This is a genomic window from Demequina capsici, from assembly GCF_032102965.1.
GTDB classification, from domain to species: Bacteria; Actinomycetota; Actinomycetes; order Actinomycetales; family Demequinaceae; genus Demequina; species Demequina capsici.
Genome location: NZ_CP134880.1, coordinates 2,245,468 through 2,271,134 on the forward strand (window position 1 = coordinate 2,245,468; position 25,667 = coordinate 2,271,134).

Consider the following 25,667-nt stretch of genomic DNA (forward strand, 5'->3'; position numbering starts at 1 on the left):
CGACGACCCTGCCCGTCGGCATCGTGCTGTGCCCGCCGCTGGGCTCGCCCGCGCCGGGAATGGTGGCAGCGACCGGCCTGTTCCCGAAGCACATGTCCCGCACGCGGCGGGCTTGCTGGAAGGGGATGTCGTGGCCGGATCACCGTCGGGTTTCAACGATGCGATCATCGAGCAGTTCAGGGCGAACGAAGGCCACGTGGCCCAATTCGGCAGGCATCTGGTGCTGCTGCACCACATCGGCGCGCGCAGTGGCGCTGAGCGGGTGTCGCCGGTGATGACGTTCCCTGCGGACGGCGGCGGGTGGCTGATCGCGGCGTCGAAGGCCGGCGCACCCGATCATCCTGCCTGGTACCACAACCTCAAGGCGCACCCGAAGATCGTCATCGAGGTGCCGGGCGAAGGCGAGGTCGACGTCGTGGCCGAGGAGCTGCTGGGTGCCGAGCGCGACGCCGCGTGGAGGGTCTTCACCGAGCGCAGCGCCGGATTCGCGGATTACGAGCGACGGACGTCACGGGTGATCCCGGTGATCCGCCTGCGCAGGGCCTGAGCGCGGGCAGCCCCCTCGAGGTTCGGGTGGGACCGCGGCGTCCCGGTGGGCGTCCCGCCTGATATCCTCTTTCAGCCGCACTCTCGTGCGGCGTGCCCCCGTAGCTCAGCGGATAGAGCGCCGGTTTCCGGTACCGAAGGTCGCAGGTTCGATTCCTGTCGGGGGCGCTTCGCAGATGATGCGATGGCTCGCGCCACTGAGGACCCCGCTGAGAGGCGGGGTCCTTGGCGTATCCGGGGTCGGCATCACGCTGTCGCACAACGAGCATGCGCGCCCGTGCGGGGACGACGAAAGGCGGGGTGCCTCCCTACCCGAGGGAGGCACCCCGCCTTCGCGCGGCGCTCGGCTCAGCCGAGCTGGATGAGCGAACCGGTCACGGAGAGCCCCATGTCCGCGCCCTGCACGGCGAAGAGCAGGAACAGCGCGAGCGCGCCGCCGATGAGGCCGAGGTTCTTGTTGAAGGAGATCTGCTCGGTCTGCTTCGCCTGAGCGTCGCTCTCCTTCCAGTGCGCGTGCATGAAGAAGCTGACCGGGATGAGGGTGGCCGCGATGAGCAGCGAGCCGATGTCGCCGAAGATGCCGAACAGGACCATCAGCGCGCCGACGCCCATGGTGAGGCCGGAGAGGATCACGCCGGCCTTGCCGCCCGGGGCGCCCTTGTAGGCGGAGTACTGCGCCATCGCGTCCGCCTGGGTGAGGTGACCGACAGCCGAGAGCAGGAAGATGACCGCGAAGAGGAGGCGGGCGATCAGGAAGACGATGTCCATGAGGTTCCTTCAAGTTGTTGAGCGTTCAAGTAACGGGCCAGACTCTACGGCCGATTAGTTGAACTGTCAACCACTTACGATCGAGCGATATTCCGCCCTCGACGCGGGCCCCGAAGACTGGTCATCCCGACCGGCCCCACCACCGGTCAGACCCCCGCGACCGTGCTCCTGCGCACCACCAGGCTCGGGCCCAGCGGCACCACCCTGTGCTCATGGTTGGGGTCATGCAGCTCCTCGAAGACCAGGTCCGCACCTGCGGCACCCATCCCCTCCCCTGGCTGTCGGATCGTCGTCAGCGGCAGCGGGCTGTCCCAGGCCGCACGGTTGTCGTCGTACCCGACGATCGCCACATCCTCCGGGATCCGCACGCCCGCGCCGGACAGCGCCTGAGCGATGCCAGCAGCGAGCAGGTCGGCCACCGCGAAGACGCCGTCGATCTCGCCGCGCTCCACCCTGCTCAACAGCGCACGACCCGCGCTCCAGCCGTACGCCCGGTTCAGCTCGCCCGCCTCCTCATGCGCGACGATCGTCGCACCCAGCGCGCGCGCCTCCTCCTGGAACCCCTCCACGCGCTCGGACACCGGCTGCAGCCACATCGGCGCTCCTACGAGCGCCAGACGGCGGCGCCCGGTCTCCACGAGGTGCCGCGCGGCGATCCGACCACCCTCGCGGTTGTCCGTATGGACGCAGCAGTGGGTGTCCCCCTGCCCGCGATAGTTGAGGAAGACCAGCGGCCGGCCCGCCCGATACCCCTCCACGAGCGCCCGGTAGTGGCTCGCGTCGTTGATCGTGAGCAGCGTCCCGAGCGTCTGGGTGGATGCGAACGCGTCGAGGTAGCGTCGCTCCCGCTCCAGGTCCGTGTCGGTGTTCGCCATGAGGACGAAGGTGCGATGCTCCGCCGCCACCCGTTCCACCCCGCGGGAGATGTCCACGAACAGCGAGTTCGACAGGTCCGACAGGATCAGGCCGAGCGCCGGGATCGAGCCTGCGGCGAGCGAGCGCGCAGGACCATGCGGCGTGAAATCCAGCTCGGCGATGGCACGCTCCACGCGCTCCCGCGTCCGCGCCGCCACGCGCTCCGGATGGTTCATCACGTTCGACACGGTGCCCTGCGAGACGCCGGCATGCGCCGCCACATCAGCGATCGATGCCCTCCGCGGTCCGTCCTCGGCGCCAGTCACGTGCGCCATCCTACGAGCGGGAACCGCGTACGGCGCCCGCCGCCACCCGGAGCGGGTCGGCTCAGGGCACATCCTCGAGCCGCCACTCGTCACGCCAGTCGATGAGCACGCGGCCGTCGTCCTCGAAGCGGATCGGCAGCCACACGTACCGCGCACGCGAGGTGTCGGGCACGGTGAGCTCGCGCATGCCCAGGTCGGGCTCTCCTGCCTCGATCCTCGCGAAGTACTCGTCGAAGAGCGTGTGCGCCTCCGCGCCATCCGCGGTGTAGTCCGGGAGCCACCGGTCGCCGAGCGCGATGTAGAGGCCCCTGCCAGGGACCTTGAGCACTGAGCTGACCTGCGTGCGGTAGGACGTCCGCGAGGCGTCGTCAGGATGAGGATCGCCCACCACCTCCCAGGGCCCGTGGATCGTCGCCGCCGACGCGACCTCCGAGGCGTTCGGGTAGTAGCCCGTCGTCCCTGAGGTGACCAGATACTCGTGTCCACCCCTGCGGAAGTGCGACGGCGCCTCACGCGTGAACGGAGGACGGCCGTGGTGCAGGTGGGTCGAGTAGTACCCGGTGACGTCCGTGTAGTCGTCGGTGAGATCCGCGACGATCAGCTCGGTGTGCACCCGCTCGAAGATGTAGTAGCCCTTGCCATCGTGAGGGTCCACCACCAGGTCGAAGTCCCCGGCGTACATCCCGAGCGGCCTGAAGTCTCGCCGCGCGATGTCGTACGGCCCCAGGATCGAGTCGGCCACGAGGGTCGTCGACAGCTGCACCGACCCCGACATCACCTTGATCCAGCACACGTACTTGCCGGTGAAGCGGTTGTAGACGATGTGGGGACGGTCCATGCCGCGTTGCGGGCTGAGCGGAGAGGTCGGGTCGTCCTCGTCGGGCGGGATGATGACCCCTTCGTCCTTCCAGTTGTACAGGTCCGTCGACGAGTAGCAGCGCACGCCCCAGTGCCAGATCCGCGAGCCCGGAGTCGTGAACTCCTTGTTCTCGCCGTACCAGTAGAAGGTCCCGTCGACCTCGATCACCGAGCCTCCGTGGGCCTGGATCGGCCTGCCCTCCGTGTCGAGCCATTCCTCGCCCGGGCGGAAGCTGGTGTACCTCGATGCGTTCATCGTGCATGCTCCTGAGCCTGGGCGAGAATCGCCTGGTAGTGGTGGGAACCGACGCCGGCCGCGCGCTCGGTGCCGTCGGGGAGGATGACGGTGGCCGCGACGCCTGGAGGGACGTCGACGGTCAGCCTGAAGTCGCCGTCGTGAAGAGTCCACGCCACCGAGATCCTGCCGAACGGGCTCAGGTGGCTGGCAGACGCGGACGTGAGGCCGCCTCCCGGCCGCGGCCGCACCTCGATCGCGCGGTACCCGGGCGCCACCGGCGCGAGACCGGCGACGACGCGGTGCAGGAAGTCGACCACCGCGCCCAGCGCGTAATGGTTGAACGACGTCATGTCGCCAGGGTTGATCGTCCCGTCGGGCAGCATGCTGTCCCAACGTTCCCAGATCGTGGTCGCCCCCATCGTCACCGGATAGAGCCACGACGGGCACTCGGTCTGGAGCAGAAGCGCGTAGGCATCGTCCAGGTGGCCGGTGCTCGCGAGCGCGTCGCAGATGATCGGCGTCCCCACGAACCCGGTCTGGACATGGTGACCGCCCTCCCGGACGGCCTGGGCCAGGAGCTCGCCCAGCCGGGCGCGGACGGCCTGGTCGTCGACCAGCTGGAACTCGAGCCCGAGCGCGAGCGCCGTGGGAGCGTGCGCGATCAGGGAGAGGTCGCTGAACCAGCGGTTGCGCAGGGCACGGCCGACGCGCTCGGCGAGCGCCCCGTAGCGGGCCGCTGCCTGCTCCTCCCCGAGCAGCAGGGCCGTCTCTGCGACGATCCGCGCAGATCGCACCACATACGCGCTGGCGACCAGGTAGCGGTCGGTGCGGGCCGCGCCGGGGTTGTCCGGCGGGGCCGCGGGATCGAGCCAGTCGCCCAGCTCCATCGATCCGTCGACCACGCCCTCAGGACCGACGCGGAGCTCCAGGTGATCCACCCAGGCTGTCATGCTCGACCATTGGGCACGCAGGACCCCCACGTCGCCACGCCGCTGGTACATGGTCCACGGGACGATGACCGCGGCGTCGCCCCAGGCGGCCGACGCCGCGCGCGGGAAGCCGCATTCGACCCACGGCACGAAGTTGGGGACCCAGCCGTTCGGCTCCTGCTCCGCCGCCACGTCTCGCAGCCATGAGGTCAGCACCCCGTCGGCGCCGTAGAGGAACTCGCCCGCCGGTGCGAAGACCTGGATGTCCCCGGTCCAGCCCATGCGCTCGTCGCGCTGCGGACAGTCGGTGGGAAGGTCGACGAAGTTGTCGCGCATGCTCCACACGGTGTTCTCGTGCAGGCGCTCCAGCATCGGATCGGAGCATGCGAACCAGCCTCGACGCTCCATCGCCGTGTGGATGGCCACCGCGACGACGTCGCCGTCCGCGAGCTCGCCCGGCCAGCCCTCGAGCTCGGCGTATCTGAAGCCGTGGATCGTGAAGCGAGGGCTCCACGTCACCGGCCCTGAGCCGTCGGCCGTGTACGAGTCGATGGACGGGGCCTGCCGCAGGGGCCGGGTTCCCAGCTCGTCGTCCTCGAGCACCTCGGCATGGTGGAGCCGCACCGTGTGACCGGCCGGCGCGTCCACCGTGATGCGCAGCACTCCGGAGATGTTCTGGCCGAAGTCCAGCCTGATCCGGCCCGATGCCCTGCGCTCCACCGTGACCGGCCGCAGGATCTCGGTGGGCCTCACGGGCTCGCCCACGGCGGCCTCGAGCGCGGCGCCGATCGTGTCGACAGACCTCGTCTCGGGGATCGTCCAGGCATGCGCGTCGAATCCGGGCTCCTGCCATCCGCTCGGTTCCAGCCGCGAGTCGTACGCCTCCCCCTCGTAGAGCCCGGCGCGGACGACAGGGCCCTGATGGGCTGCCCAGGACCCGCCGAGCGGAACAGTGCGCGTGCGACCCTCGGCGTCCGTCACCTCGAGCTGGAGCAACGCTCCGACGTGCTCGCCGTAGACGTCCCACAGGCCACCGTCGAAGCCGATGCGTCCGCGGAACCACCCGTCCGCCAGCTCCACGCCGATCACGTTGGCGCCTGCACGCAGCAGCGAGGTCACATCGTGGACGCGGTACCGCAGACGATGCCCGTAGCTCGTCCAGCCCGGCGCGAGGTGCTCGTCGGACACTCCTGCGCCGTTGAGCGTGGCGGTGAACACGCCGTGTGCGGTGGCGTACAGGCGCGCGGACGTCGGCGCCTCCGCGAGCGCGAACTCGGCGCGCAGCAGGTGCGACGGCCGGAGGACGTGCGGAGCCGACGCGGACGGCACCACGAGCGGCTCGGTCCACGCGGACCGTTCGAGCAGGCCGGCCTCGACCTCGAGCGCCTCGCTCCACGCGGTCCACTCGCCGCCGATCCTCGCCCGTACCGCGACTTCGACCCGCTCACGGGAGGCGAGCGGCGCGAACGGCCACGGGACCAGCAGCCCGTCGGCAGCCTCAAGGCTCGCCGTCGCGTCGTCCCGCGCATCGCCGAGGAGCCTCGCCTCCGCGAGGTCCGCGGCCTGGTCCGCACCTTCCAGGAGCCACGACAGGCGCGGCGTCGACGAGCCGAGGCCGAGCGCGTCCGCCCGCAGCTCCGCCCGGAGCCTCACGACGGCGGTCATCCCTTCACCGCCCCCGAGGTCATGCCGGCCATGACCTTCTTGTTGAGGAAGACGTACAGCGCCAGCGTGCCGAACACCGTCACGGAGATGCCCGCGAAGAGCGGTCCGTAGTCGACCGCGCCGTACTGGCCGGTGAAGTTCAGCAGGCCCACCTGGATCGTGCGAAGGTCCGACTTCGTGACGAACGTCAACGCGATCAGGAGGTCGTTCCACAGGAAGAAGAACTGCACCAGCGCCACGGTGAAGATCGCGTTCTTCACGAGCGGCACGGTGATGCTCCAGAAGATCCGGTACACGTTCGCTCCGTCGAGCGTCGCGGCCTCGAAGACCTCGGACGGGATGGCCCGCATGAACGTCGCGATCATGAACACGGTGAGCGGCATCCCGATCGCCGTGTAGGTGATGATCAGCGGCCACATGGTGCTGGTGATGCCGATCTTGAAGTACACCGTGAACAGCGGCAGCAGGATCATCTGGGTGGGGATCATGATGCCCGCGAGGAAGAGCACCAGCACCAGGCTGCGCCCCTTCCACACGAGGATCTGCAGCGCGTAGGCCGCAGCGGTGCCGAGCACGAGGATCAGCCCGAGCGACGGGAACACCGCGATCACGGAGTTCTTGATGTACGTGCCCAGCCCGCCGTCGACGAACGCGGACACGTAGTTGTCCAGGTTCCAGTGCTGCGGCAGCGCCCAGAACGGCTCGGACAGGAACTCGGGCTGCGTCTTGAACGAGCCCATCAGGATCCAGAACATGGGGTACAGGACCGTGAGCAGGATCAGCCCGACGCCGATCCAGCCAGGGATGCGGCGCAGGGTGACGCTCAGCGGCTTGCGGCTGCGGCGCGAGGGGGTGTCGATGGCGGTCACCTGGTCACGTCCTTGCGCATCGACCGGAAGACGAAGATGGTCGCCACGAGGCACAGGAGCGTCAGCATGAAGGCGACCGTGCTGCCATACCCGTACTGCCCGTAGGCGAACGACGTCCGGAACATGTAGAGCGTGAGCGGGGTCGTCGCAGAGCCAGGGCCGCCGTTGGTGAGCGCGACGATGGAGTCGAAGACCTTGAGGGTGCCGTTGATGGAGAAGATCAGCGACGACAGCAGGATCGGCAGCGACAGCGGGAACACGATCTTGCGCACGAGCTTCCAGCCTGAGGCGCCGTCGATGCGTGCGGACTCCATGATGTCCTGCGGGATCTCGACCAGGCCCGCGTAGAGCAGCACCGCGTAGAAGCCCATCGAGCGCCAGACGTCCATGATGATGATCACCCAGAACGAGTAGCCCGGGTCGCCCAGGAAGTCCGTGAGGTCGCCGCCGAGCCACATGATGATGGCATTCACCGGCCCGGCCGTCGGCGCGGCCTCGAACATGCGCGTGAACATCAGCGCGACGGCGACCGTCGGCAGGATCACGGGGAAGAAGATGGTGGCGCGCACCAGCGAGGATCTGTTGCGCAGGAAGAAGATGTAGAGCAGCGCGAGGCCGTAGCCTGCAGCGACCTGCAGCGTCGTCATCACGATCGCGTAGCGCAGCGTGAACCACAGCGCATCGATCGCGGTCTCGTCGCCGAAGAACTTGATCCAGTTGTCGAATCCGACGAACTCGAAGCCCGTCACGGCGTTGCCGGACTGGAAGGTGTAGGTGACCGACCAGACGATCGGGATGAGCATGACGATGGTGTAGACGAGCAATGCGGGCGTCAGCATGAGCAGCGTGGCGCCGCGATTGCGGAAGACGGATTCCACGGTGATGTCCTCGGTTGATGGTTGACCGTGCCCGGCCCCCGGGCGTCGGGAGCCGGGCACGGACTGGTGGGAGCGAGCGGGCCGGGTCAGCCCTCGTTGGCCGCCTGCACGAGCGCCATGAAGTCAGCGCCCGACAGCGATCCGGTGGCGAGTCCGCCGCCGTTGGTCTGCGACACGGTGGTCCCCTCCGAGGTGAACGCCGCCTCGAACCAGAGGATCGAGCCGGTCGCGTTCGCGATCTGGTCCTGCACCATCGTCGTCAGATCGGACTGGTCGGCGGGGGTCTCGGTGATGGTGAAGCCTGTGACCTGGCCCGATTCGGCGAGCGCCACGTTGCCGTAGTTCTCAGCGATGCACTTGACCCATGCGCCGATGTCGTCGGTGTAGTTGGCAGTCGTGAACATCACAGGGATGCCTGCGTTCGCAGGAGTCTCGGAGATGCTGCCCTTGCCGCCCTCGACCTCGGGGAACGCGAAGTAGCCGATGTTGTCGACGCCGATCTGGTCCTGCTCGGGGTCGTTGAAGTTGGCCAGCGCCCAGCTGCCCATGTAGAACATCGCGCCGCCGCCGGTGAGGAACTGGTTCATCGCGGTGTTGTAGTCGATCGAGCCTGCGGCGGGTCCGAAGTAGCCGGCCTGGCCGAGCGCGGCCACAGCGTCGGCGCCTGCCACGTACTCCGGGTCCGTCAGCTTCGCCGAGCCGTCGGCGACCTTCTGCAGGGCGTCGGCTCCCAGGTCGCGAAGGATGTAGTCGCCCACGAGGCGGGTGACGGGCCATCCGTCGCTGCCCGCGGCGATGAACGGCTGGATGCCTGCGGCGTCGAGCTTCGCCGCAGCGTCCACGAGCTCGCTCCAGGTGGTCGGCACCGTCACTCCGGCCTGATCGAACAGCGCCTTGTTGTACCAGAAGCCCTCGATGTTGTACTCGGTGGGAAGGGCGTACAGGTCGTCGGTCTGGTACAGCTGCTTGAGGGTGGCCTCCGCGGCCGGGAGGACGGGGTCGGTCATGCCGAGCTGCGCGAAGGCGTCGGTGAGGTCGAGCACCTTGCCTGCGTCGATGAAGTCCTTCATGAGCGATGGCGTGCCGGCCGCCATCGACATGTTGGACAGCGCGTCGCTGCCGGCGAGGACCTGGAGTTGCTGATCCCACGTGGTGCCGTCGATGGCATCGCTGACGAGCGGCGTGCTCGCCTGCTCGGCGGAGCACGCACCGGACCCGAGCGACTCGAGGGTGCTGATGATGGTGGTGTTCTGGGTCTGGCCCAGGTAGGTGAACTCGGTGCTGGTCAATCCGCTGGTTCCGGTGGATCCCGAGGCGGTGGCGTTGCCGTCGCCGCCGGAGCTGCAGGCGGCGAGGGTCAGGGCCCCGACGCCGGTCAGTGCGATCGCCGCGAGCTTCGCGCGGCGGGGCGCAAGGGTCATGTTCACGATTCCTCCTTGAATCAGCCATGAGAGGCACCTCGACTTTGAAGCGCTTCATTTTTGAGGCTAGAGAGCACGGGCATGCTTGTCAACGGAGGCCCATCATCGCAGGACCGGCCGAGCGACGGAACGGCCGCGCGGAGCACGCGGCGCACCCGGGAGCGGCACGCCTTCCTCCTGTAATCCTATCTGGCAGGCATTTTGGCTGCGAGCCGGAGCCAAGATCGCGCTCTCCGCTGGTCCCGAAAGGCGATGTGAGCACGCATGTGCGCGCTCACATGGCACATGTTCGCCGCGCCTCCCCTCGCCCCGGTCGGAGCGTCGTTATTGAATCGATACAATTGAAGTCTTCAATTTCGACTCGGACGCCGCCTCACAGGCCGACGGTCGCGCTCAGCACCGCGAGCTCGGCCGTATCCAGCGCGAGCGAGGCCGCGCGCGCGGAATCCTCCACCGACTCCGGCCTCGACGCCCCCGGGATCGGGATCACCCGATCCGACAACGACAGCTCCCACGCCAGGGCCACCTGCTGCGGGCTCACGCCGTGCGCGTCGGCCACGTCCTGGAACGCCTGGTGACGAGCGCCCAGCGCACCCGCCTTCGCGATGCCGCCGAGCGGACTCCACGGCAGGAAGGCGAGCCCCATCCCCACCGCATGCCGCATCTCCCCCACGGTGACCGCGTATCGCGGCGAGAACTGGTTCTGCACCGACACGAGCCGCCCACCAAGCACCTCCTGCGCGGCATCGATCATCACTACCTCGGCGTTCGAGACGCCGGCCATGCGGATCACCCCCTCGTCGAGCAGCTCGGCGAGGGCTCCGATCGAGTCCGTGTACGCCACCTTGGGGTCTGCCCGATGGAACTGGTAGAGGCCGATCGCCTCCACCCCGAGGCGCCTCGCGGACTCCTTCGCCGCGGCCTTGAGGCTCTCAGGACGACCATCCCGCAGCCAGGTGCCGTCGCCTGGCCGGACCAGCCCGCCTTTCGTGGCGACCAGCACGTCGTCGGAGCCCGGGCCGTACGAGCGCAGCGCCTCGGCGATCAGCTCCTCGTTGTGCCCCGTCTCGCCTGCGTCGCGGTTGTACGAGTTCGCCGTGTCGATCAGGGTGACTCCGGCGTCGAGCGCGGCGTGGATGGTGCGAATCGACCTCTCTCGGTCGGGACGCCCCTCGATCGACATGGGCATCCCGCCCAGCCCGATCGCGCCGACCTGGACATCACCGATGGTGCGCGTGCGCATGAGGTCTACCGCGTCGTGCCGGTGAAGGTGATGCCGTGGTCGGCGAGCGTGCTCGCCGCATGCAGGCCCGGGATCACGACGTCGGCCTCGGTGAGCACGTCGGGATCCCCGATCCCCACCGCCGTCATCCCACCCGCATGCGCGGCCTGGATCCCGGCGATGGCGTCCTCGAAGACGACGCACGCGGCCGGCTCGACCCCCAGCGCCTCCGCGCCGGCGAGGAACACCCTGGGATTCGGCTTCGCCTCGCTCACCACGGAGCCGTCGACGATCGCGTCGAACAGATCCGTGATCTCCAACCGCTCCAGGATCATGGGAGCGTTGCGGCTCGCGGAGCCGAGCGCGGTGAGCACGCCACGCTCCCGCAGGGCCACGAGGTAGTCGTGCGCTCCCGGCAGCATCTCCTCAGGGGTGATCGTGCTGATCGCGTCCACGTAGCGCGCGTTCTTCTCCGCCGCCAGGCGAGCCGCCTCCTCGTCGGACACCTCGACGCCGCCGATCCCGAGCACCACCCGCAACGCCTCCATGCGGCCCACGCCCTTGAGCAGCTCCTCGTCCTCGTCGGCCAGCGAGAAGCCCAGCTCCGCGGCGGTCCGGCGCCACGCCGCGAAATGGTGCACCGCCGTGTCGACGATGACGCCGTCGAGATCGAAGAGTGCCGCGCGGTGGTCGGTCATGGGGTCGCCTCCAAGTCGAGTTGCCTGCCTGGCCAGTATCGGGGAGCCTGCCGCCGCGACGCACGTTCACCGCGCCGCGCACGCGGCCATCGGCGTGGACGGCGCGGACCCGGGACCTTCGACGCAGGCGTCTCTCGTGGCCTATGATTGAATCGTTTCAAGGCTTTGACCGACAAGGCGACACAGACGTCGCATCCCCCAAGGAGGAGCACACCCATGACCATCGACCAGCCGAAGCCGACCCTCGACGAGCTCATCCAGCAGATCGGCGAGTCCGGCGCACGCATCTGCGACATCGAGGCCTCCGAGGCCGGCGCCGGCAACATCTCCGTCTACATGGGATGGGACGTGGAGGTCCGCCGCCACTTCCCGAACGCTGAGGAGATCGAGCTGCCCGTGGCGGCACCGCACCTCGCCGGCGGCACCGTGCTCGCCACTGGATCCGGCCGACGCCTGCGCCAGATCGAGGACGAGCCGCTCGCCGCGATCGGAGCCGTCAAGATCCACGAGGGCGGGCTCACCGGCACGCTCTACACGGCGAACACTCGTAAGTTCGCGCGTCTCACGTCGGAGTTCAACTCGCACCTGGCCGTCCACGAGGACCAGGTCGCGCGCCGGGGCGTCGACTTCCAGGCCGTCGTCCACGCGCAGCCGCCTCACCTGACGTACCTCAGCCACGTGCCCGCGTACCAGACCACCGAGGCCATGAACCGTGCGATCCTCCGCTGGGAGCCCGAGTCGATCGTGTCCCTCTCGCAGGGCATCTGCGTCCTCCCGTTCTGCATCCCCGGCTCCGAGAAGATGAGCGCCGAGAACGTGGCCGGCCTGCGTGACTTCGAGATCACGCTGTGGTCCAAGCACGGCACCATGTCGCGCTCCGACATCTCCGTGTTCCGTGCGGTGGACCGCGTCGAGTACGCCGAGACCGGCGCCAAGTACGAGTACATGGACATCGTGGCCGGCGGCAGGGCCGAGGGCCTCAGCGCCGCCGAGATCCGCGGCGTCGCGGAGACGTTCTCCATCGACTCGCCCTGGTTGCAGTAGTCGACCGCTCGCTCGAAGGCCCCGTGGGATCTCCACGGGGCCTTCGTCCTATCTCCCAGGACCGACGGCCCGGAATCCGTCGGAACGGGACCTCCCGGATCATCCCCAAGAACGGGAAAACCTCGCATTTCCGGCATCCCGTTCCCTACGATGGCGGCATGGAGGACCGAACCGACCTGCGCTACGCGCCACTGCTGGGACTCGCGCTCGGAGGCGGCGGTGCCCTGGGCGCCGCGCATGTGGGGGTGCTGCAGGTGCTCCACGAGCGGGGGATCCGACCCGAGCTCGTCGTCGGCACATCCGCGGGCGCGGTGATCGGCGCCGCGTACGCCGCAGGCATCGATCCCTACGAGCTCGAGACCATGGTCGTGGACGCCCGTTGGGGCGACTTCGGCACCTTCTCCTTCATGCCCGGCCTGGGAGTCCTCGACACCGAGGGCCTGCGCCGCACCATCGAGCAGGTTGCCGGCGGGGACCTCCGGATCGAGGACCTCCCGCTCACCTTCGGCGCGGTCGCGACGGATGTGTCCACGGGCGGTGCCGTGCTCCTGTCCCACGGCTCGCTCGCCGACGCGATCTCCGCCTCCATCGCAGTGCCGGGCCTGTTCCGGCCTCAGCGCCTCAAGGGCCATCTGCTCGTCGACGGGGGCGTGGTGCAGAACCTCCCCCTCCAGGCCGCCTTCGAGACGGGCGCGAGCGACGTGATCGGCGTCCGGCTCGCGGCCGAATGGGACGCCCTCCCCCGCTACCGGACCAGCACCCAGGTCCACGAGCTCGAGATCGACTCCCGCGTGACCATGGTCCGGCCGCAGATCGGTCAGCGGTCGCAGTGGGTCGCGCGCGACATCCCGGGTCTGATCGAGCTGGGACGCGAGGCAGCCGAGCAGGCGCTCGCCGAGTACGACGTCGTGAGCCCGCGCCCGCGAGACCCGGCGGACAAGGCCGTGGCGCGCGCCGCAGCCGAGGTGATCCGGCATGGTTCAGCGGGCCCGCTCGAGGCTGCACGCGCGCACGTCGATTCTGCACGTGCCCACGCCGACAGGGTCCTCGCCGCCGGAGCGTCAGACGCCGCGTCGATGCTGCGACGCCGCGACCGCAGGACGCCCACGCTCTCCTGACCGGACCGGGCGCAGACCCGTCGGGTCAGTCGGAGGTGCCTCCATCGGCGTCCCAGTACCCGCTGCCGTACAGGTCCATGGCGCTCGTGGCGGGCTCGTACTCCCAGTGCCACGGCTCCCACTTGCTGGTCTTCGCCCAGCTGGGATTCTCCCAGCCCCACGTCGCCGCGTTCGCGTTGAGCCAGGCCTTCGTCGCGCCCGTGTCGTCACCGCCGCACAGGTCGAAGGCGAGCCCGAACCCGTGCACGGACTTCCCCGGCGTCGCGGCCAGGTACCCACGCGAGGACTTGACCGCGTACTGCTCCGCGAGGGATCGGTAGCCCTGGCCTACGCACAGGTCACGCCCGAACTTCGCCTTGAAGGCCGCGTTCATCTCTGCGAACGCGACCGCGGCATCCGCACGCAGCAAGGAGCCGCCCGGGATCTCGCACAGCTCGCTTGACGGGAGCTTGCCGTTCTGGGCGCTCACCACCGACGACGGATCGCAATCAGGCAGGTACTGGCTGACGGTGTACTTGTCCGACACCGCCATCGCGCTCGCCACCTCGTCCACCGACGGCGCCGCGAGGCTCGACTCGATCAGCTGGGGCCCGCGGCCGAGCAACGCGTGCGCCGTCGAAGGCGCCTCGCCTACGACGACGCCAGGGATCTCGCCCAGCGCGCTCGCATACGGCAGCACGGTTCCTGCGATCGGATACACGAGCATCGCGAGCGCGAACGCGGCGACGACGCCACCCCGGGTGAGAGTCTGGCGGCGCCGATGCGTGGTCCGGATCTTCAGCTCCTGCGTCTCCCGGAGACGCCTGAGCCGGCGCGAACGGCGGTGTCCGCGCGCGGCGGCAGCCGAAGCATCGCCTTGCGGCGCTTGAGCGCGCACGTTCACGTAGGTCCTCACAAATCCGCCATCGCAATCAGCGCGTCCTGCCGGGGGGATCGGCTGGACGCTCGCCCAATGATAACGGAATGATCACGACGAGTCGACGGACTGGTGACGAAGGTCGCAGAACCGCGGGGTGCGAGGTATCTCATGCCCTGCCACGGGCGATCGAGTCCCGCACCTCGCCCACCAGCTCCTCGATGATGTCCTCGAGGAACAGCAGCCCGACGGTGTGCCCGTCACGCGCCACGGCGGCCACGTGAGCGCCGGTCGACCGCATGCGCGCGAGCACCGTCTCCACCTCGTCGTCGTGCGCCACGGTCGGGAGGTCCCGCACGCGCCACGGCTGGATCGGATCCTCGCGTTCGCCGGGACGCGCGAAGAGCGTGTCCTTCATGTGCAGGTAGCCGACGCATCGGCCCTCATCCATGACCGGGAGGCGGGAGAAGCCCGTCTCCGTGACGGCCCGCTCGAAGTCCTCGACGGTCACACCGGCGGGCACGCCCTTGACCGCGTCGATCGGCACCATCACGTCCGCGGCGACGTTGTCGGAGAACTCGATCGCCCCGGTGAGCAGGCCCGCCGCGTCGGAGAGCGTCCCCTCCTCGCTCGAGCGCTCGACGATCTGGTGCACCTCGTCCGCGGTGAACGCTGACGTGACCTCATCGCGCGGCTCGATGCGCAGCAACCGCAGGGTCGCGTTCGCCATCCAGTTGAGCGCGGTGATCAGAGGGCGCACCACTCGTCCGAGCCACACCAGAGGCGGACCGAGCAGCAGGGCGGCACGGTCGGGGCTCGACACCGCGGCGTTCTTGGGCACCATCTCGCCCACCACCACATGGAGGCCGACGATGACGAGCAGGGCGATGGCGACGGCCACGCCATGCGCGGCGGAGTCGGGGATGCCCACGGCATGCAGCACCGGTTCGAGCGCATGCGCGACCGCGGGCTCGGCGACCACACCGAGGCTGACCGAGCACACCGTCACCCCCAGCTGGGCGGTGGCGAGCATGAGCGACACGTTCTCCATGGCCCACAGCACCGTCGCGGCCGCTCGCGAGCCCTCCTCGACGCGGGGCTCGATCGAGGAGCGGCGCGCGGAGATGACCGCGAACTCGGCACCCACGAAGAAGGCGTTGGCCGCGAGCAGCGCGACGATGGTCGCGATCATCTGGGCGCTCATCGCTCGCCCTCCTGCTCGGCGTCGTCCTCGCGGGCCATCGGCTCGATCCTGACCCTGTCGACGCGTCGGCCGTCCATGCGCTCGACGCGGACCACGAGGCCCTCCGCCTCGACCTGGTCGCCCACCGCGGCCACGCGGCCCAGTCGCGCCATCACGAACCCGCCGACCGTCTCGTATGCGGGCGACTCGGGGATCACGAGGCCGGTCGCCTCATGCACCTCGTCGGGACGCAGCAGCCCTTGGAGGATCCACGCGCCGCCTGCGGTCCTGTACGCCTCGACGCGCCGACGGTCATGCTCATCGGCGACCTCTCCCACCAGCTCCTCGACGACATCCTCGAGCGTGACGATGCCGGCGGTGCCCCCGTACTCGTCGACGACGATGGCGCACTGGTGGCCCAGCCCTCGCAGCTCGACCAGCAGCGGGGCGAGCGCCATGGTCTCGGGCACCCGCGGCGCGTCGACCATGATCGCGGCCGCCTTGACGGTCGGCCGGTCCTGCGCAGGGACGCCGAAGGCGGCGCGAAGATGCACCAGGCCCAGCACGTCGTCCGGCCCCTCCCCGCACACGGGGAAGCGGGAGTGACCCGTCGCGCGGGCGAGCGACATCACGTCGTCGACCGTGGCGTCCGCCGGCAGGGTCTGCATCCGGGTGCGGTCCGTCATCACGTCGATGGCGGCGAGGTCGTCCATCTCGATGGAGTTCTTGAGCAGCAGAGCCGTCGAGGCGTCGAGGGTGCCCGCCTCCGCGGAGCGGCGGACGAGCGCGGCGAGCTCCTGGCGGGACCTGCCGCCCGACAGCTCCTCCTTCGGCTCGATGCCGACGCTGCGGAGGATCCCGTTCGCGGCACCGTTGAGCAGCGCGATCACCGGACGCAGCGCGACGGTGAAGCCGGCGTTGAGCGGAGCGGCGATGCGGGCCGTCCGCCAAGGGTCGGCGAGCGCGGCGTTCTTGGGCACCAGCTCGCCGACGATCATCGAGAATGCGTTGACGATCACGAGCGACAGGACGCCTGCCAGCCCGGCGACGGCGCCACGCGTGAGCGAGGTCGACTCGAGCGGGATGCTCAGCAGCGTGAAGAGCGCCGGCTGGGCGGTGTAGCCGAGCAGGATGGTCGTGAGGGTGATGCCTACCTGGGCTCCGGAGAGCTGGGTGGAGAGGTGCCGGAGCGAGCGACGGATGCGTCGGCCCCCTGGCGCGTCCTCGTCCACCTGTGAGGGGTCGAGCGCCACCAGGGAGAACTCCGCGGCGACGAACACCGCGGTGCCGAAGGTGAGCAGGATGCCAGCGCCTACGAGAATCCACTCGGTCATGGGCGCTCGGTACTGTCAGAGTCCATGGTGAGGCCAGGATACAGGCGCTCGCGTCGCGGGTACAGACGGGAATCTGTTATAGATTTTCTATAACAAAACCCGAAGGAGGGTTCATGGACGGACCGCGCATCGTCATCGACGGGCTCACCAAGCGCTACAAGGACGTGATCGCGGTCGACGACGCCAGCTTCGTGGCGGAGCCCGGCCGCATCACCGGCTTCCTGGGACCCAACGGGGCCGGCAAGACCACCACCCTGAGGGCGCTGCTCGGACTGCTCTCTCCCACCTCCGGATCGGCCACCTTCGACGGCGCACGGCTCGACCAGCTGTCGCGCCCCGCCAAGGTGGTCGGAGCCCACCTGGATCCCGGCTTCCACCCCGGCCGGAGCGCCCGCGACCACCTGCGGACGCTGGCCCCGCTCGCCGGCGTCATGGACGACCGCTGCGACCAGGTGCTTACCATGGTGGGACTCGACGAGGCGGCCGATCGTCGCGTCGGCGGCTTCTCCATGGGCATGCGCCAGCGCCTGGGCCTCGCGACCGCGCTGCTCGGCGAGCCCGCGGCGCTCGTGCTCGACGAGCCGGCCAACGGGCTCGACCCCGCCGGCATCACGTGGATGCGCGCCTTCCTGCGCGCGTTCGCCGCGCAGGGCGGCACCGTGCTCCTGTCCTCCCACCTGCTCGCCGAGGTGGAGCAGACGGTGGACGACGTGGTTGTCATCGCACGGGGGCGCGTCCGGCATGCGTCGTCGCTCGCCGCGATGCACGAGCTCACATCGCCCGAGGTCGCGCTCCGATCCCCCGACGCCGACGGCCTTGGCAGGCTCACGTCGCGGTGGGCGGGCACCCGCATCGAAGCCGACGGCACGGCCATCATCACCGGGGCCTCCGCCGCGGAGGTCGGCAGCGCCGCACACGCCGTCGGCCTCGAGGTCCACGGCCTCGCCGAGCGGGGCGAGAGCCTCGAGCAGGTCTTCCTGCAGATGACCGAGGACGTGCCGGTCGCCGCCGCGACCACGACCGGCGGACAGGAGCCGCAAGCATGAGCGCGTCGATCCGCTCCGAGCTGCGCAAGATCACGACCACGCGCCTGTGGTGGGTGCTCCTGGTGCTGATGGCGGTGATGGTCGCGGGCCTCGCGGCGGCGCTCGCGTTCGCCTTCGGCCTCGGAGGCGCGAACACGAGCACCGGCATCGACGGTCAGCCCGTGGTGATGGCCCCCAAGGACCTCGCCGTGTCCGTCTACACGCTGGGCGTGTCGCTCGGCTACATCTTCCCCATGTCGTTCGGCGCGATCCTGATGACGGGCGAGTTCCGTCACCGCACCCTCGCGACCACCCTGCTCGCCGAGCCCAGGCGTGGTCGGCTGATCGTCGGCAAGGTCGTCGCCGCGCTCCCCTTCGCCGTGCTCTACGGCGTCGTGTCCGCCGTGGCAGCCGTCGGCGCCGGCGCGGCCTCGCTCGCCATCGCGCACCAGCCGACGCTGCTCGCCGACCCGGACGTGCTCCGCTCGATCGGCCTGTCCGTCGTCGCGATGACGGCGTGGATGCTGGTGGGAGTCGGCTTCGGCACGGCGATCACGAACCAGGTCGCGGCCATCGTCGTGCTGCTCGGCTGGACCCAGCTGGTCGAGCCGATCCTCAGGATCGCGCTCGGCCTCGTGGACCAGCTCGCGCCCGTCGCCAGGTTCCTGCCGGGCGCGGCGGGCGAGGCGCTCGCAGGCAGCAGCATCTACTCCGCTGCCGGGATGTCGACCCTGCTGCCCGCGTGGGCAGGGCTGCTGGTGCTCGTGGGGTACGGAGCCGTCGCGGCCCTCATCGGATGGGCGACCACCCTGCGACGCGATGTCACGTGACCGACGTCCCTGATCGCGTAACGATTTGCCAAAATCGAGGCGCATCGGTTCACGCCCGTACGTTGAAGCCCGATGATAGGTAATGCACCACGCATAGATGCGAACTCGCGAGAAAGTGAGCGGCCCCCACGTGTCCCCCGACACCAGCGCGCCTGACACCGACCGCACCTCCATCGTGCACGCCGCGGATGCACCGTCCGTCGCCTCCCTTCTTCTGGGTGGTGGCGCGCAGAACGCGACGCACGAGCCGGCAATGACGCCGGCACGGCAGGTCGAGCCGGCCCAGGAGTCCCCCTCCGGCGCTACGTCAAGCCCCACCGTCCCCCACCAGCCCGCAGCCGACGCAAGCCTCGCCGCGCCTGCGCTCGCCCGCGCGCTGGACGACCCGCAGCACACGCAGCCGATCGCCACCGCTCAGGCGCCGACCGCCCTGTACCTGCAGAACCCCGACCATGAGCAGCGCGAGTCGCGCGACTTCCATCACGGCATGGAGCGCCTGCGCGGTCCGGCCGCCCGCGTCGTCGCCAACATGGAGGCGTCGCTCGAGGTGCCGACCGCCACGTCGGTCCGCCCCGTGCCCGCCAAGCTGCTCCAGGACAACAGGGTGGTCATCAACAACCACCTGGCACGCACCCGCGGCGGGAAGGTCAGCTTCACGCACCTGGTGGCGTTCGCCCTGGTCGAGGCGCTGGACGCGCTGCCGGCGATGAACGTGTTCTACACGACCGACGAGGCCGGGCGCCCGCTGCTCAGCCACCCCGAGCACGTCCACCTGGGCATCGCGATCGACCTGGCGAAGGAGGACGGCTCCCGGCAGTTGCTGGTGCCGAACGTCAAGAACGCCGACCAGATGGACTTCGACCAGTTCTGGGTCGCGTACGACGCCGTGGTCAAGCGCGCGCGGCGCAGCACGTTGCAGCCCGAGGACTTCCAGGGCACCACGATCACTCTCACCAACCCGGGCACGCTCGGCACCGTCCACTCGGTGCCTCGCCTCATGCAGGGCCAGGGCGCGATCATCGCCGCAGGCGCGCTCGACTACCCCGCCGAGTACGAGGGCGCCAACCCCGAGACCGTCGCCCGGCTCGGCGTCTCGAAGGTGATGACCCTCACCTCGACGTACGACCACCGCGTGATCCAGGGAGCCCAGTCCGGCGAGTTCCTGGCTATCGTCCACCGCAAGCTGCTGGGCCTCGACGGCTTCTACGACCGCGTGTTCTCCGCGCTGCGCGTGCCGTACGAGCCCGTCCGCTGGGTCCAGGACGCCGAGACCGACGAGGCCGCCGAGGCGGCAAAGCCTGCCAAGATCGCCGAGCTGATCCACGCGTACCGCTCCCGCGGTCACCTCATGGCCGACGTGGACCCGCTGAGCTCGCGGCCCCGCAAGCACCCCGACCTGGACGTCCAGACCCACGGCCTGACGCTGTGGGACCTTGACCGCACCTACCCCACGGGAGGGTTCGCGGGTCAGGACCGCTGGAAGATGCGGGACGTCCTCAACCGCCTGCGCGACGCCTACTGCCGCACGATCGGCCTCGAGTACATGCACATCGCCGACCGTGGGCAGCGTCAGTGGTTCCAGGAGCGCCTGGAGCACGGCTTCACGCGCCCCGACCGCGACGAGCACCTGCGGATCCTGCGCCGCCTCAACGCCGCTGAGGCCTTCGAGGCGTTCCTGCAGACCAAGTACGTGGGTCAGAAGCGCTTCTCGCTCGAGGGTGGCGAGTCGCTGATCCCGCTGCTCGACGCCGTGCTCTCCTCCGCCGCCGTGTCCGGCATCGCGGAGGTCTGCATCGGCATGGCCCACCGAGGCCGCCTCAACGTGCTCGCGAACCTGGCAGGCAAGTCCTACTCGCAGATCTTCTCCGAGTTCGACGGGACCGCCCTGCCCGGCTCCGTGCAGGGCTCGGGCGACGTCAAGTACCACCTGGGCACCGAAGGCGTGTTCACCGCGGAGACCGGCGAGACCACGCAGGTGTACCTCGCGGGGAACCCGTCGCACCTGGAGGCCGTCAACCCGGTCCTCGAGGGCATCGTGCGAGCCAAGCTCGACGCGATGGGCGCCGACCCGGCCACCGACGGCTACCCCGTGCTCCCCGTGCTCATCCACGGCGACGCGGCGTTCGCCGGCCAGGGGATCGTCCAGGAGACCCTGAACATGTCCCAGCTGCGCGGCTACCGCGTCGGCGGCACGGTGCACGTCATCATCAACAACCAGGTGGGATTCACCACCGGACCGCAGGACTCGCGCTCCACGCGCTACGCCACCGACATGGCCAAGGGCTTCCAGATCCCGATCTTCCACGTCAACGGCGACGACCCGGAGGCGTGCGTGCGCGCGGCCAGGCTCGCCTTCGAGTACCGCGAGACCTTCCACCGCGACGTGATCGTCGACATGGTCTGCTACCGCAGGCGCGGGCACAACGAGGGCGACGACCCGTCGATGACGCAGCCGCGCATGTACGACCTGATCGAGGCCAAGCGGTCCGTCCGCCACCTCTACACCGAGTCGCTGATCCGTCGCGGCGACATCACGACCGACGAGGCCGACCAGGTGTCCCGCGACTACCTGGCGCAGCTCGAGCGGGTGTTCCTCGAGACCCGCGAGGGGTTCGGCGGCACCTCCACGGAGTCGATCTCCGGGCTTGAGCTGCCCAGCTCGCAATCGACGGACGCAGGCGTCATGGTCGGCTGGCAGACCTCGGTCGCGCCCAGCCAGCTCGAACGGATCGGCCGCGCGCACATGCGGCCGCCGGAGGGCTTCACGGTGCATCCCAAGCTCGCCAAGCTCATGGAGCGGCGCGAGGAGATGAGCCGCGAGGGCGGCATCGACTGGGGCTACGGCGAGGTGCTCGCGTTCGGCACGCTGCTCCAGGAGGGCGTGCCGGTGCGGATCGCCGGCCAGGACACCCGACGAGGCACGTTCGTGCAGCGCCACGCCGTGCTGCACGACCGCAGCACGGGCGCGGAATGGACCCCTCTCCTGTACCTCAGCTCCGACCAGGCGCGCCTGCACATCTACGACTCGCCGCTCAGCGAGTACGCCTGCGTCGGCTTCGAGTACGGCTACTCGGTGGAGCGCCCTGACGCGCTGACGCTCTGGGAGGCCCAGTTCGGCGACTTCGTGAACGGGGCACAGACGATCATGGACGAGTTCGTGTCCTCCGCCGAGCAGAAGTGGGGCCAGTCGTCGTCCGTCGTGCTGCTGCTCCCCCACGGCTTCGAGGGGCAGGGACCCGACCACTCGTCGGCCCGTATCGAGCGGTTCCTGCAGCTGTGCGCCGAGGAGAACATGACCGCGGCCATGCCGTCCACACCGGCGAGCTACTTCCACCTGCTGCGTCGACAGGCGTACGACCGCCCTCGGCGGCCGCTGATCGTGTTCACGCCCAAGTCGATGCTGCGCCTGCGCGCGGCCACCAGCGAGGTGGCGGACTTCACCACGGGAACGTTCCTGCCTGCGATCCCCGACACCCTCGATCCCGAGGACGTGACGCGCGTGCTCATCTGCGCCGGGAAGGTCTACTACGACCTCGAGGCGCAGCGCGACCGCTCCGGCGACCGCACCACCGCCATCGTGCGGCTCGAGCAGCTGTACCCGCTGGACCACGACGCCATCAAGGCGGCGCTCGCCCCCTACGATGGAGCCGAGGTGGTCTGGGTTCAGGAGGAGCCGCAGAACCAGGGGGCGTGGTCGAAGATCTCGCTCAGCCTTCCGCAGCTCATCGACACGACGGTGTCGGTGGTCTCGCGTCCCGCGTCGGCTTCTCCCGCCTCCGGCCTGGCCTCTCGGCACAAGCAGGAGCAGGAGGAGCTCGTGGCACGAGCATTCGCACGATGAGGGATGTCTTCTTCGTAGGAGACGAGCTGGTCGCCGGCCTGGGCGACCCCAAGGCGCTCGGGTGGACAGGCCGGGTGGCGGCGCGGACCCTTCCACTCGCCCCTGGCCTCGCGTTCCACGTGCTGGCGGTCCCCGGCGAGACGAGCGGTCAGATGACGAGCAGGTGGGACGAGGAGGCGCTGCGTCGCCTCGGCCCTTCCGACGCGCCTGACGCGTCGCGACACGTGCTCTTCGCGATCGGACGGGGCGATGTGCTGCGAGGCGTGTCTCCCACCATGACACGCCTGAACATCGCGAACGCGCTCGACCGTGCGCATGCCCTGGGCTTCTCCGCGATGCTCGCAGGCCCGCCACCGGGTCGCGACGAGCACAACCAGCGCATCGCCGAGCTCGCCGCGCTGTGCGAGGAGGCCGCGGCCAGGCGCGCGGTGCCGTACATCGACATGTACAGCCCGCTCGCGCGCCACGAGCAGTGGATCACCGACATGGCGACCGGTCGCGACGAGCTCCCGCAGCAGGCCGGCTACGGCCTCATGGCGTGGCTGGTCCTCCACTCGGCGTGGCACGACTGGCTGGGCCTGGAGCGCACCGACTCCTGAAGCCGGGGCGATCTGAGCATCGTCCCTGAGGCCGATTCCCGACACTGCGAACCAACGTCAGCGGCGGCGCGCCGGCGTGTCCTGCAAGGAAGCGGTGCGTGGCCAGCGCGCCGCGGCACGGATTGGTTCGTACTGTCGCGGTACGGCAGGGACGACGCCCCGGGTCAGGCGATGACGCCCTCGTTGCGAAGCGTGACCGACAGGTCGTGGGGCCGCGACGCGATCGCGATCGCGTCCTCGTACGTGACCTCGCCGTCGCGCACCAGCTGGAACAGGTGCTGGTCGAAGGTCTGCATCTTGTAGTACTCGCCGTCGGTGATCAGGTCGGCGATCGGCGGTTGGCTCGACGGGTCGACGATCGCCTCGGCGATACGTCCGTTGTTCACCATGACCTCGGCCACGAGCTTGCGCCCATGCCCGTCGGCCTGGCGCACCAGGCGCTGCGACACGATGCCGCGCAGCGTCTGCGACAGCGTCGCCCGGATCTGCCCCTGCTCGTGCGGCGTGAAGAAGTCGACGACGCGGTTGATCGTGTCCTGCGCGTCGACCGTGTGCAGGGTGGCGAGCACCAGGTGCCCGGTCTCGGCGGCCGTCAGCGCGGCGCGCACGGTCTCGATGTCACGCATCTCGCCCACCAGGATCACGTCAGGGTCCTGGCGCATCGCGCCGCGCAGCGCGTTCGTGAAGTCGAGCGTGTCCGAGCGGACCTCGCGCTGGGAGATGATCGCCTTCTTGTCGGTGTGCAGCACCTCGATCGGGTCCTCGATCGTGATGATGTTGACCTCGCGGGACTCGTTGATGAGGTCCACCATCGAGGCGAGCGTCGTGGTCTTCCCAGACCCGGTGGGACCGGTCACGAGGACCAGGCCGCGAGGCTCGAGCGCCAGCTCCCCGAGCACGTCGGGCAGGCCGAGCTCAGCCATCGGCTGGGCGCCGATCGCGACGCGGCGGAACACGAGCGAGTCGGTGCCGCGCGCCACGTAGGCGTTGACGCGGAAGCGGCCCACGCCGGACAGGGAGAACGCGAAGTCCGCCTCGTGGATGTCGCGGAACTGGGCCACGAGCTCCTCGGGCAGCACCTGGGCCACCATGTTGCGGGTGTCCTCCGGGGTCAACGGCGGGACCTGGAGCTTGCGGAGGCGACCGTCAACGCGGATGCGTGGCGCCGATCCCACCTTGCAGTGCAGGTCCGAGCCCCCCGTCGACGCGAGGGCGTGCAGGAACGGGATCACGGAGACAGGCTGGTCGCTCACGGAATCTCCTTCGGCAGGACGGGACGGAACCTTGAATCCCCCTGATGCGCAGGCTAGCGCGTCTGGCGACGATCCCGCGCGGGGGGTGTGGCGCACTGCACGCTCCGCCCGGCTCCGAGGAAGGCGGCGCGCGAAGTGCGGAGCCTGTGGGACAATCGTGCGTCAACAGTTGTCCGCCCGCATCCCGGAAAGGGGGAAGTGATGAGCAAGCGAGGCCGCAAGCGCAAGACCCGCGCGAACTCCGGCGCCAACCACGGCAAGCGTCCCAACGCCTGAGCGCCCTTCAGTAACGACGAGCCCGCCGCCGGTCACGACCGGGGCGGGCTCTCGTGCGTCCGGGCGCGGACGCCACCATTCGCGGCGTGCGCCGCGGGCGCGTCAGTCGGCGTGACGCGCCTCTCGGATCGTCGCGAGGACGCGGCTGCGCAGGTCCTCCGGCGCCACCTCCCCACCGGTCGAGTGCACCATCCTCTTGATCTTCTCGTTGATCTTGTGCTCCGCCTCGCATGGCGGGCACGTCCTCAGGTGATCGCCGATGCGCAGCAGCTCGTCGTCCGGAAGCTCGTTGTCGATGTACTCGAAGAGGCGGTCGAGGGCCTCCTCACATTCAGCCTTGCCCTCCACGTCACACCTCCTTCTTAGTCGTGGCGGCGGTCTTCTCACGCTTGTCATGCAGCCCGCGCTCCGCGGCGTAGTCGCGGAGCTTTTCGCGCAGGAGCTTGCGACCGCGGTGCAGGCGCGACATCACGGTCCCCACCGGGGTGTCCATGATCTCGGCGATCTCCTTGTACGCGAACCCCTCGACGTCGGACAGGTACACGGCCATCCGGAAGTCGTCGGACAGCTCGGCGAGCGCACGCTTGATCTCGGAGTCGCCGATCGAGTCGAGCGCCGCGTCCTCAGCGGACGCGAGCCCCGACGACGTGTGCTCCGCGGCGGCCGCGAGCTGCCAGTCCTCGACAGCCTCCGCGTCCGACCGCTTGGGCTCGCGCTGCTTCTTGCGGTACGTGTTGATGAAGGCGTTGGTCTGGATGCGGTACAGCCACGCCTTGAGGTTGGTGCCAGGAGCGAACTTGTCCTGCGCGGCGAACGCCTTGGCGTACGTCTCCTGCACCAGGTCCTCCGCGTCGGCGCCGTTGCGCGTCATGCGCAGGGCGGCGGCGTAGAGCTGGTCCATGTAGGACAGCGCCTCGGTCTCGAAGTCGAACTCGATGTCAGTCATCGCGTCCGAGCCTACAGAGCCAGGAAGGCTCGCACGCACCGCCGCCCTCATGGGACGCTCCAGGGTCGTCGTCATGTCACGTTCAACCG

General features: G+C 69.4%; 23 protein-coding genes and 1 tRNA gene. 9 read left to right on the top strand and 15 right to left on the bottom strand.

Annotated features, from left to right (window positions below; translation table 11 throughout):
- Window positions 1-28 precede the first annotated feature (28 nt).
- Together RN607_RS10745 and RN607_RS10750 are read left to right on the top strand one after the other, a co-directional pair.
- A complete protein-coding gene (locus RN607_RS10745; RefSeq protein ID WP_313542554.1) occupies window positions 29-547 on the top strand; it encodes a nitroreductase/quinone reductase family protein in 519 nt (172 codons plus the stop codon).
- A gap of 94 nt (window positions 548-641) precedes the next feature.
- Window positions 642-714: transfer RNA gene (locus RN607_RS10750), tRNA-Arg, on the top strand.
- A 180-nt stretch (window positions 715-894) separates the two neighbouring features.
- Here the strand turns inward: RN607_RS10750 and RN607_RS10755 are convergent.
- The 9 genes from RN607_RS10755 to pgmB all read right to left on the bottom strand — a co-directional run bounded on the left by RN607_RS10755 (window position 895) and on the right by pgmB (window position 11,273).
- A complete protein-coding gene (locus RN607_RS10755) occupies window positions 895-1,314 on the bottom strand; it encodes a DoxX family protein (RefSeq protein ID WP_313542556.1) in 420 nt (139 codons plus the stop codon).
- 146 nt (window positions 1,315-1,460) lie between these two features.
- Window positions 1,461-2,495, bottom strand: a complete 1,035-nt coding sequence (locus RN607_RS10760; protein WP_313497050.1) for a LacI family DNA-binding transcriptional regulator — start codon at window positions 2,493-2,495, stop codon at window positions 1,461-1,463.
- A 61-nt stretch (window positions 2,496-2,556) separates the two neighbouring features.
- The gene (locus RN607_RS10765; protein ID WP_313542558.1) at window positions 2,557-3,609 is read right to left on the bottom strand and encodes a family 43 glycosylhydrolase; all 1,053 of its coding nucleotides are present in this window, start codon (window positions 3,607-3,609) and stop codon (window positions 2,557-2,559) included.
- Window positions 3,606-6,185 (bottom strand): family 78 glycoside hydrolase catalytic domain, encoded by a 2,580-nt coding sequence (locus RN607_RS10770; protein ID WP_313542560.1) that lies wholly within the window; start codon window positions 6,183-6,185, stop codon window positions 3,606-3,608. Before RN607_RS10770 ends, RN607_RS10765 begins: the two co-directional genes overlap by 4 nt.
- Window positions 6,182-7,054, bottom strand: coding sequence for a carbohydrate ABC transporter permease (locus RN607_RS10775; RefSeq protein WP_313542562.1), 873 nt, complete (start codon window positions 7,052-7,054; stop codon window positions 6,182-6,184). Before RN607_RS10775 ends, RN607_RS10770 begins: the two co-directional genes overlap by 4 nt.
- Complete coding sequence (locus RN607_RS10780; RefSeq protein WP_313542564.1) at window positions 7,051-7,932, bottom strand: carbohydrate ABC transporter permease; 882 nt, start codon at window positions 7,930-7,932, stop codon at window positions 7,051-7,053. The genes RN607_RS10775 and RN607_RS10780 overlap by 4 nt, the downstream gene beginning before the upstream one ends.
- Before the next feature lie 86 nt (window positions 7,933-8,018).
- Window positions 8,019-9,353, bottom strand: coding sequence for an ABC transporter substrate-binding protein (locus RN607_RS10785; protein WP_313545431.1), 1,335 nt, complete (start codon window positions 9,351-9,353; stop codon window positions 8,019-8,021).
- Between the two features lie 373 nt (window positions 9,354-9,726).
- Window positions 9,727-10,596, bottom strand: a complete 870-nt coding sequence (locus tag RN607_RS10790; protein WP_313497057.1) for an aldo/keto reductase — start codon at window positions 10,594-10,596, stop codon at window positions 9,727-9,729.
- Window positions 10,597-10,601: 5 nt separating this feature from the next.
- Entirely contained in the window at window positions 10,602-11,273 is a 672-nt protein-coding gene (gene pgmB, locus RN607_RS10795; RefSeq protein ID WP_313497059.1) for a beta-phosphoglucomutase, read from the bottom strand.
- A gap of 216 nt (window positions 11,274-11,489) precedes the next feature.
- Here pgmB and RN607_RS10800 point away from each other — a divergent pair, with 216 nt between their 5' ends.
- Together RN607_RS10800 and RN607_RS10805 are read left to right on the top strand one after the other, a co-directional pair.
- The gene (locus tag RN607_RS10800; RefSeq protein WP_313497061.1) at window positions 11,490-12,317 is read left to right on the top strand and encodes a class II aldolase/adducin family protein; all 828 of its coding nucleotides are present in this window, start codon (window positions 11,490-11,492) and stop codon (window positions 12,315-12,317) included.
- 158 nt (window positions 12,318-12,475) lie between these two features.
- Window positions 12,476-13,435 carry a patatin-like phospholipase family protein gene (locus RN607_RS10805; protein ID WP_313497062.1) on the top strand — a complete coding sequence of 320 codons (960 nt, stop codon included), beginning with the start codon at window positions 12,476-12,478 and terminating at the stop codon, window positions 13,433-13,435.
- 25 nt (window positions 13,436-13,460) lie between these two features.
- On the opposite strand, the gene RN607_RS10810 is transcribed toward RN607_RS10805, so the two are convergent.
- The 3 genes from RN607_RS10810 to RN607_RS10820 form a co-directional block, all read right to left on the bottom strand.
- Window positions 13,461-14,330, bottom strand: coding sequence for a M15 family metallopeptidase (locus tag RN607_RS10810; RefSeq protein ID WP_313497064.1), 870 nt, complete (start codon window positions 14,328-14,330; stop codon window positions 13,461-13,463).
- A gap of 130 nt (window positions 14,331-14,460) precedes the next feature.
- Window positions 14,461-15,495 carry a hemolysin family protein gene (locus RN607_RS10815; RefSeq protein ID WP_313497066.1) on the bottom strand — a complete coding sequence of 345 codons (1,035 nt, stop codon included), beginning with the start codon at window positions 15,493-15,495 and terminating at the stop codon, window positions 14,461-14,463.
- Entirely contained in the window at window positions 15,492-16,808 is a 1,317-nt protein-coding gene (locus RN607_RS10820) for a hemolysin family protein (protein ID WP_313497068.1), read from the bottom strand. Before RN607_RS10820 ends, RN607_RS10815 begins: the two co-directional genes overlap by 4 nt.
- A gap of 113 nt (window positions 16,809-16,921) precedes the next feature.
- On the opposite strand from RN607_RS10820, the gene RN607_RS10825 reads away from it, so the two are divergent.
- The 4 genes from RN607_RS10825 to RN607_RS10840 all read left to right on the top strand — a co-directional run bounded on the left by RN607_RS10825 (window position 16,922) and on the right by RN607_RS10840 (window position 23,103).
- Window positions 16,922-17,854 (top strand): ATP-binding cassette domain-containing protein, encoded by a 933-nt coding sequence (locus RN607_RS10825; RefSeq protein ID WP_313497070.1) that lies wholly within the window; start codon window positions 16,922-16,924, stop codon window positions 17,852-17,854.
- Window positions 17,851-18,663 carry an ABC transporter permease gene (locus RN607_RS10830; RefSeq protein ID WP_313497071.1) on the top strand — a complete coding sequence of 271 codons (813 nt, stop codon included), beginning with the start codon at window positions 17,851-17,853 and terminating at the stop codon, window positions 18,661-18,663. Before RN607_RS10825 ends, RN607_RS10830 begins: the two co-directional genes overlap by 4 nt.
- 97 nt (window positions 18,664-18,760) lie before the next feature.
- Complete coding sequence (locus tag RN607_RS10835; protein WP_376784159.1) at window positions 18,761-22,504, top strand: multifunctional oxoglutarate decarboxylase/oxoglutarate dehydrogenase thiamine pyrophosphate-binding subunit/dihydrolipoyllysine-residue succinyltransferase subunit; 3,744 nt, start codon at window positions 18,761-18,763, stop codon at window positions 22,502-22,504.
- Entirely contained in the window at window positions 22,501-23,103 is a 603-nt protein-coding gene (locus tag RN607_RS10840) for a GDSL-type esterase/lipase family protein (protein WP_313542568.1), read from the top strand. Before RN607_RS10835 ends, RN607_RS10840 begins: the two co-directional genes overlap by 4 nt.
- 164 nt (window positions 23,104-23,267) lie before the next feature.
- Here RN607_RS10840 and RN607_RS10845 read toward each other — a convergent pair whose 3' ends face one another.
- Window positions 23,268-24,356: a type IV pilus twitching motility protein PilT gene (locus tag RN607_RS10845; protein WP_313497077.1), complete on the bottom strand. Its 1,089-nt coding sequence runs from the start codon at window positions 24,354-24,356 to the stop codon at window positions 23,268-23,270.
- A gap of 201 nt (window positions 24,357-24,557) precedes the next feature.
- Between RN607_RS10845 and RN607_RS14685 the strand changes: the two genes are divergently transcribed.
- On the top strand, window positions 24,558-24,632 hold the full coding sequence (locus tag RN607_RS14685) for a 50S ribosomal protein bL37 (RefSeq protein ID WP_376784260.1): 75 nt from the start codon (window positions 24,558-24,560) through the stop codon (window positions 24,630-24,632).
- A 102-nt stretch (window positions 24,633-24,734) separates the two neighbouring features.
- Here RN607_RS14685 and rsrA read toward each other — a convergent pair whose 3' ends face one another.
- Complete coding sequence (rsrA, locus tag RN607_RS10850) at window positions 24,735-24,980, bottom strand: mycothiol system anti-sigma-R factor (protein ID WP_313497079.1); 246 nt, start codon at window positions 24,978-24,980, stop codon at window positions 24,735-24,737.
- A gap of 1 nt (window position 24,981) precedes the next feature.
- Window positions 24,982-25,578, bottom strand: a complete 597-nt coding sequence (locus RN607_RS10855) for a sigma-70 family RNA polymerase sigma factor (RefSeq protein ID WP_376784160.1) — start codon at window positions 25,576-25,578, stop codon at window positions 24,982-24,984.
- Window positions 25,579-25,667 lie beyond the last annotated feature (89 nt).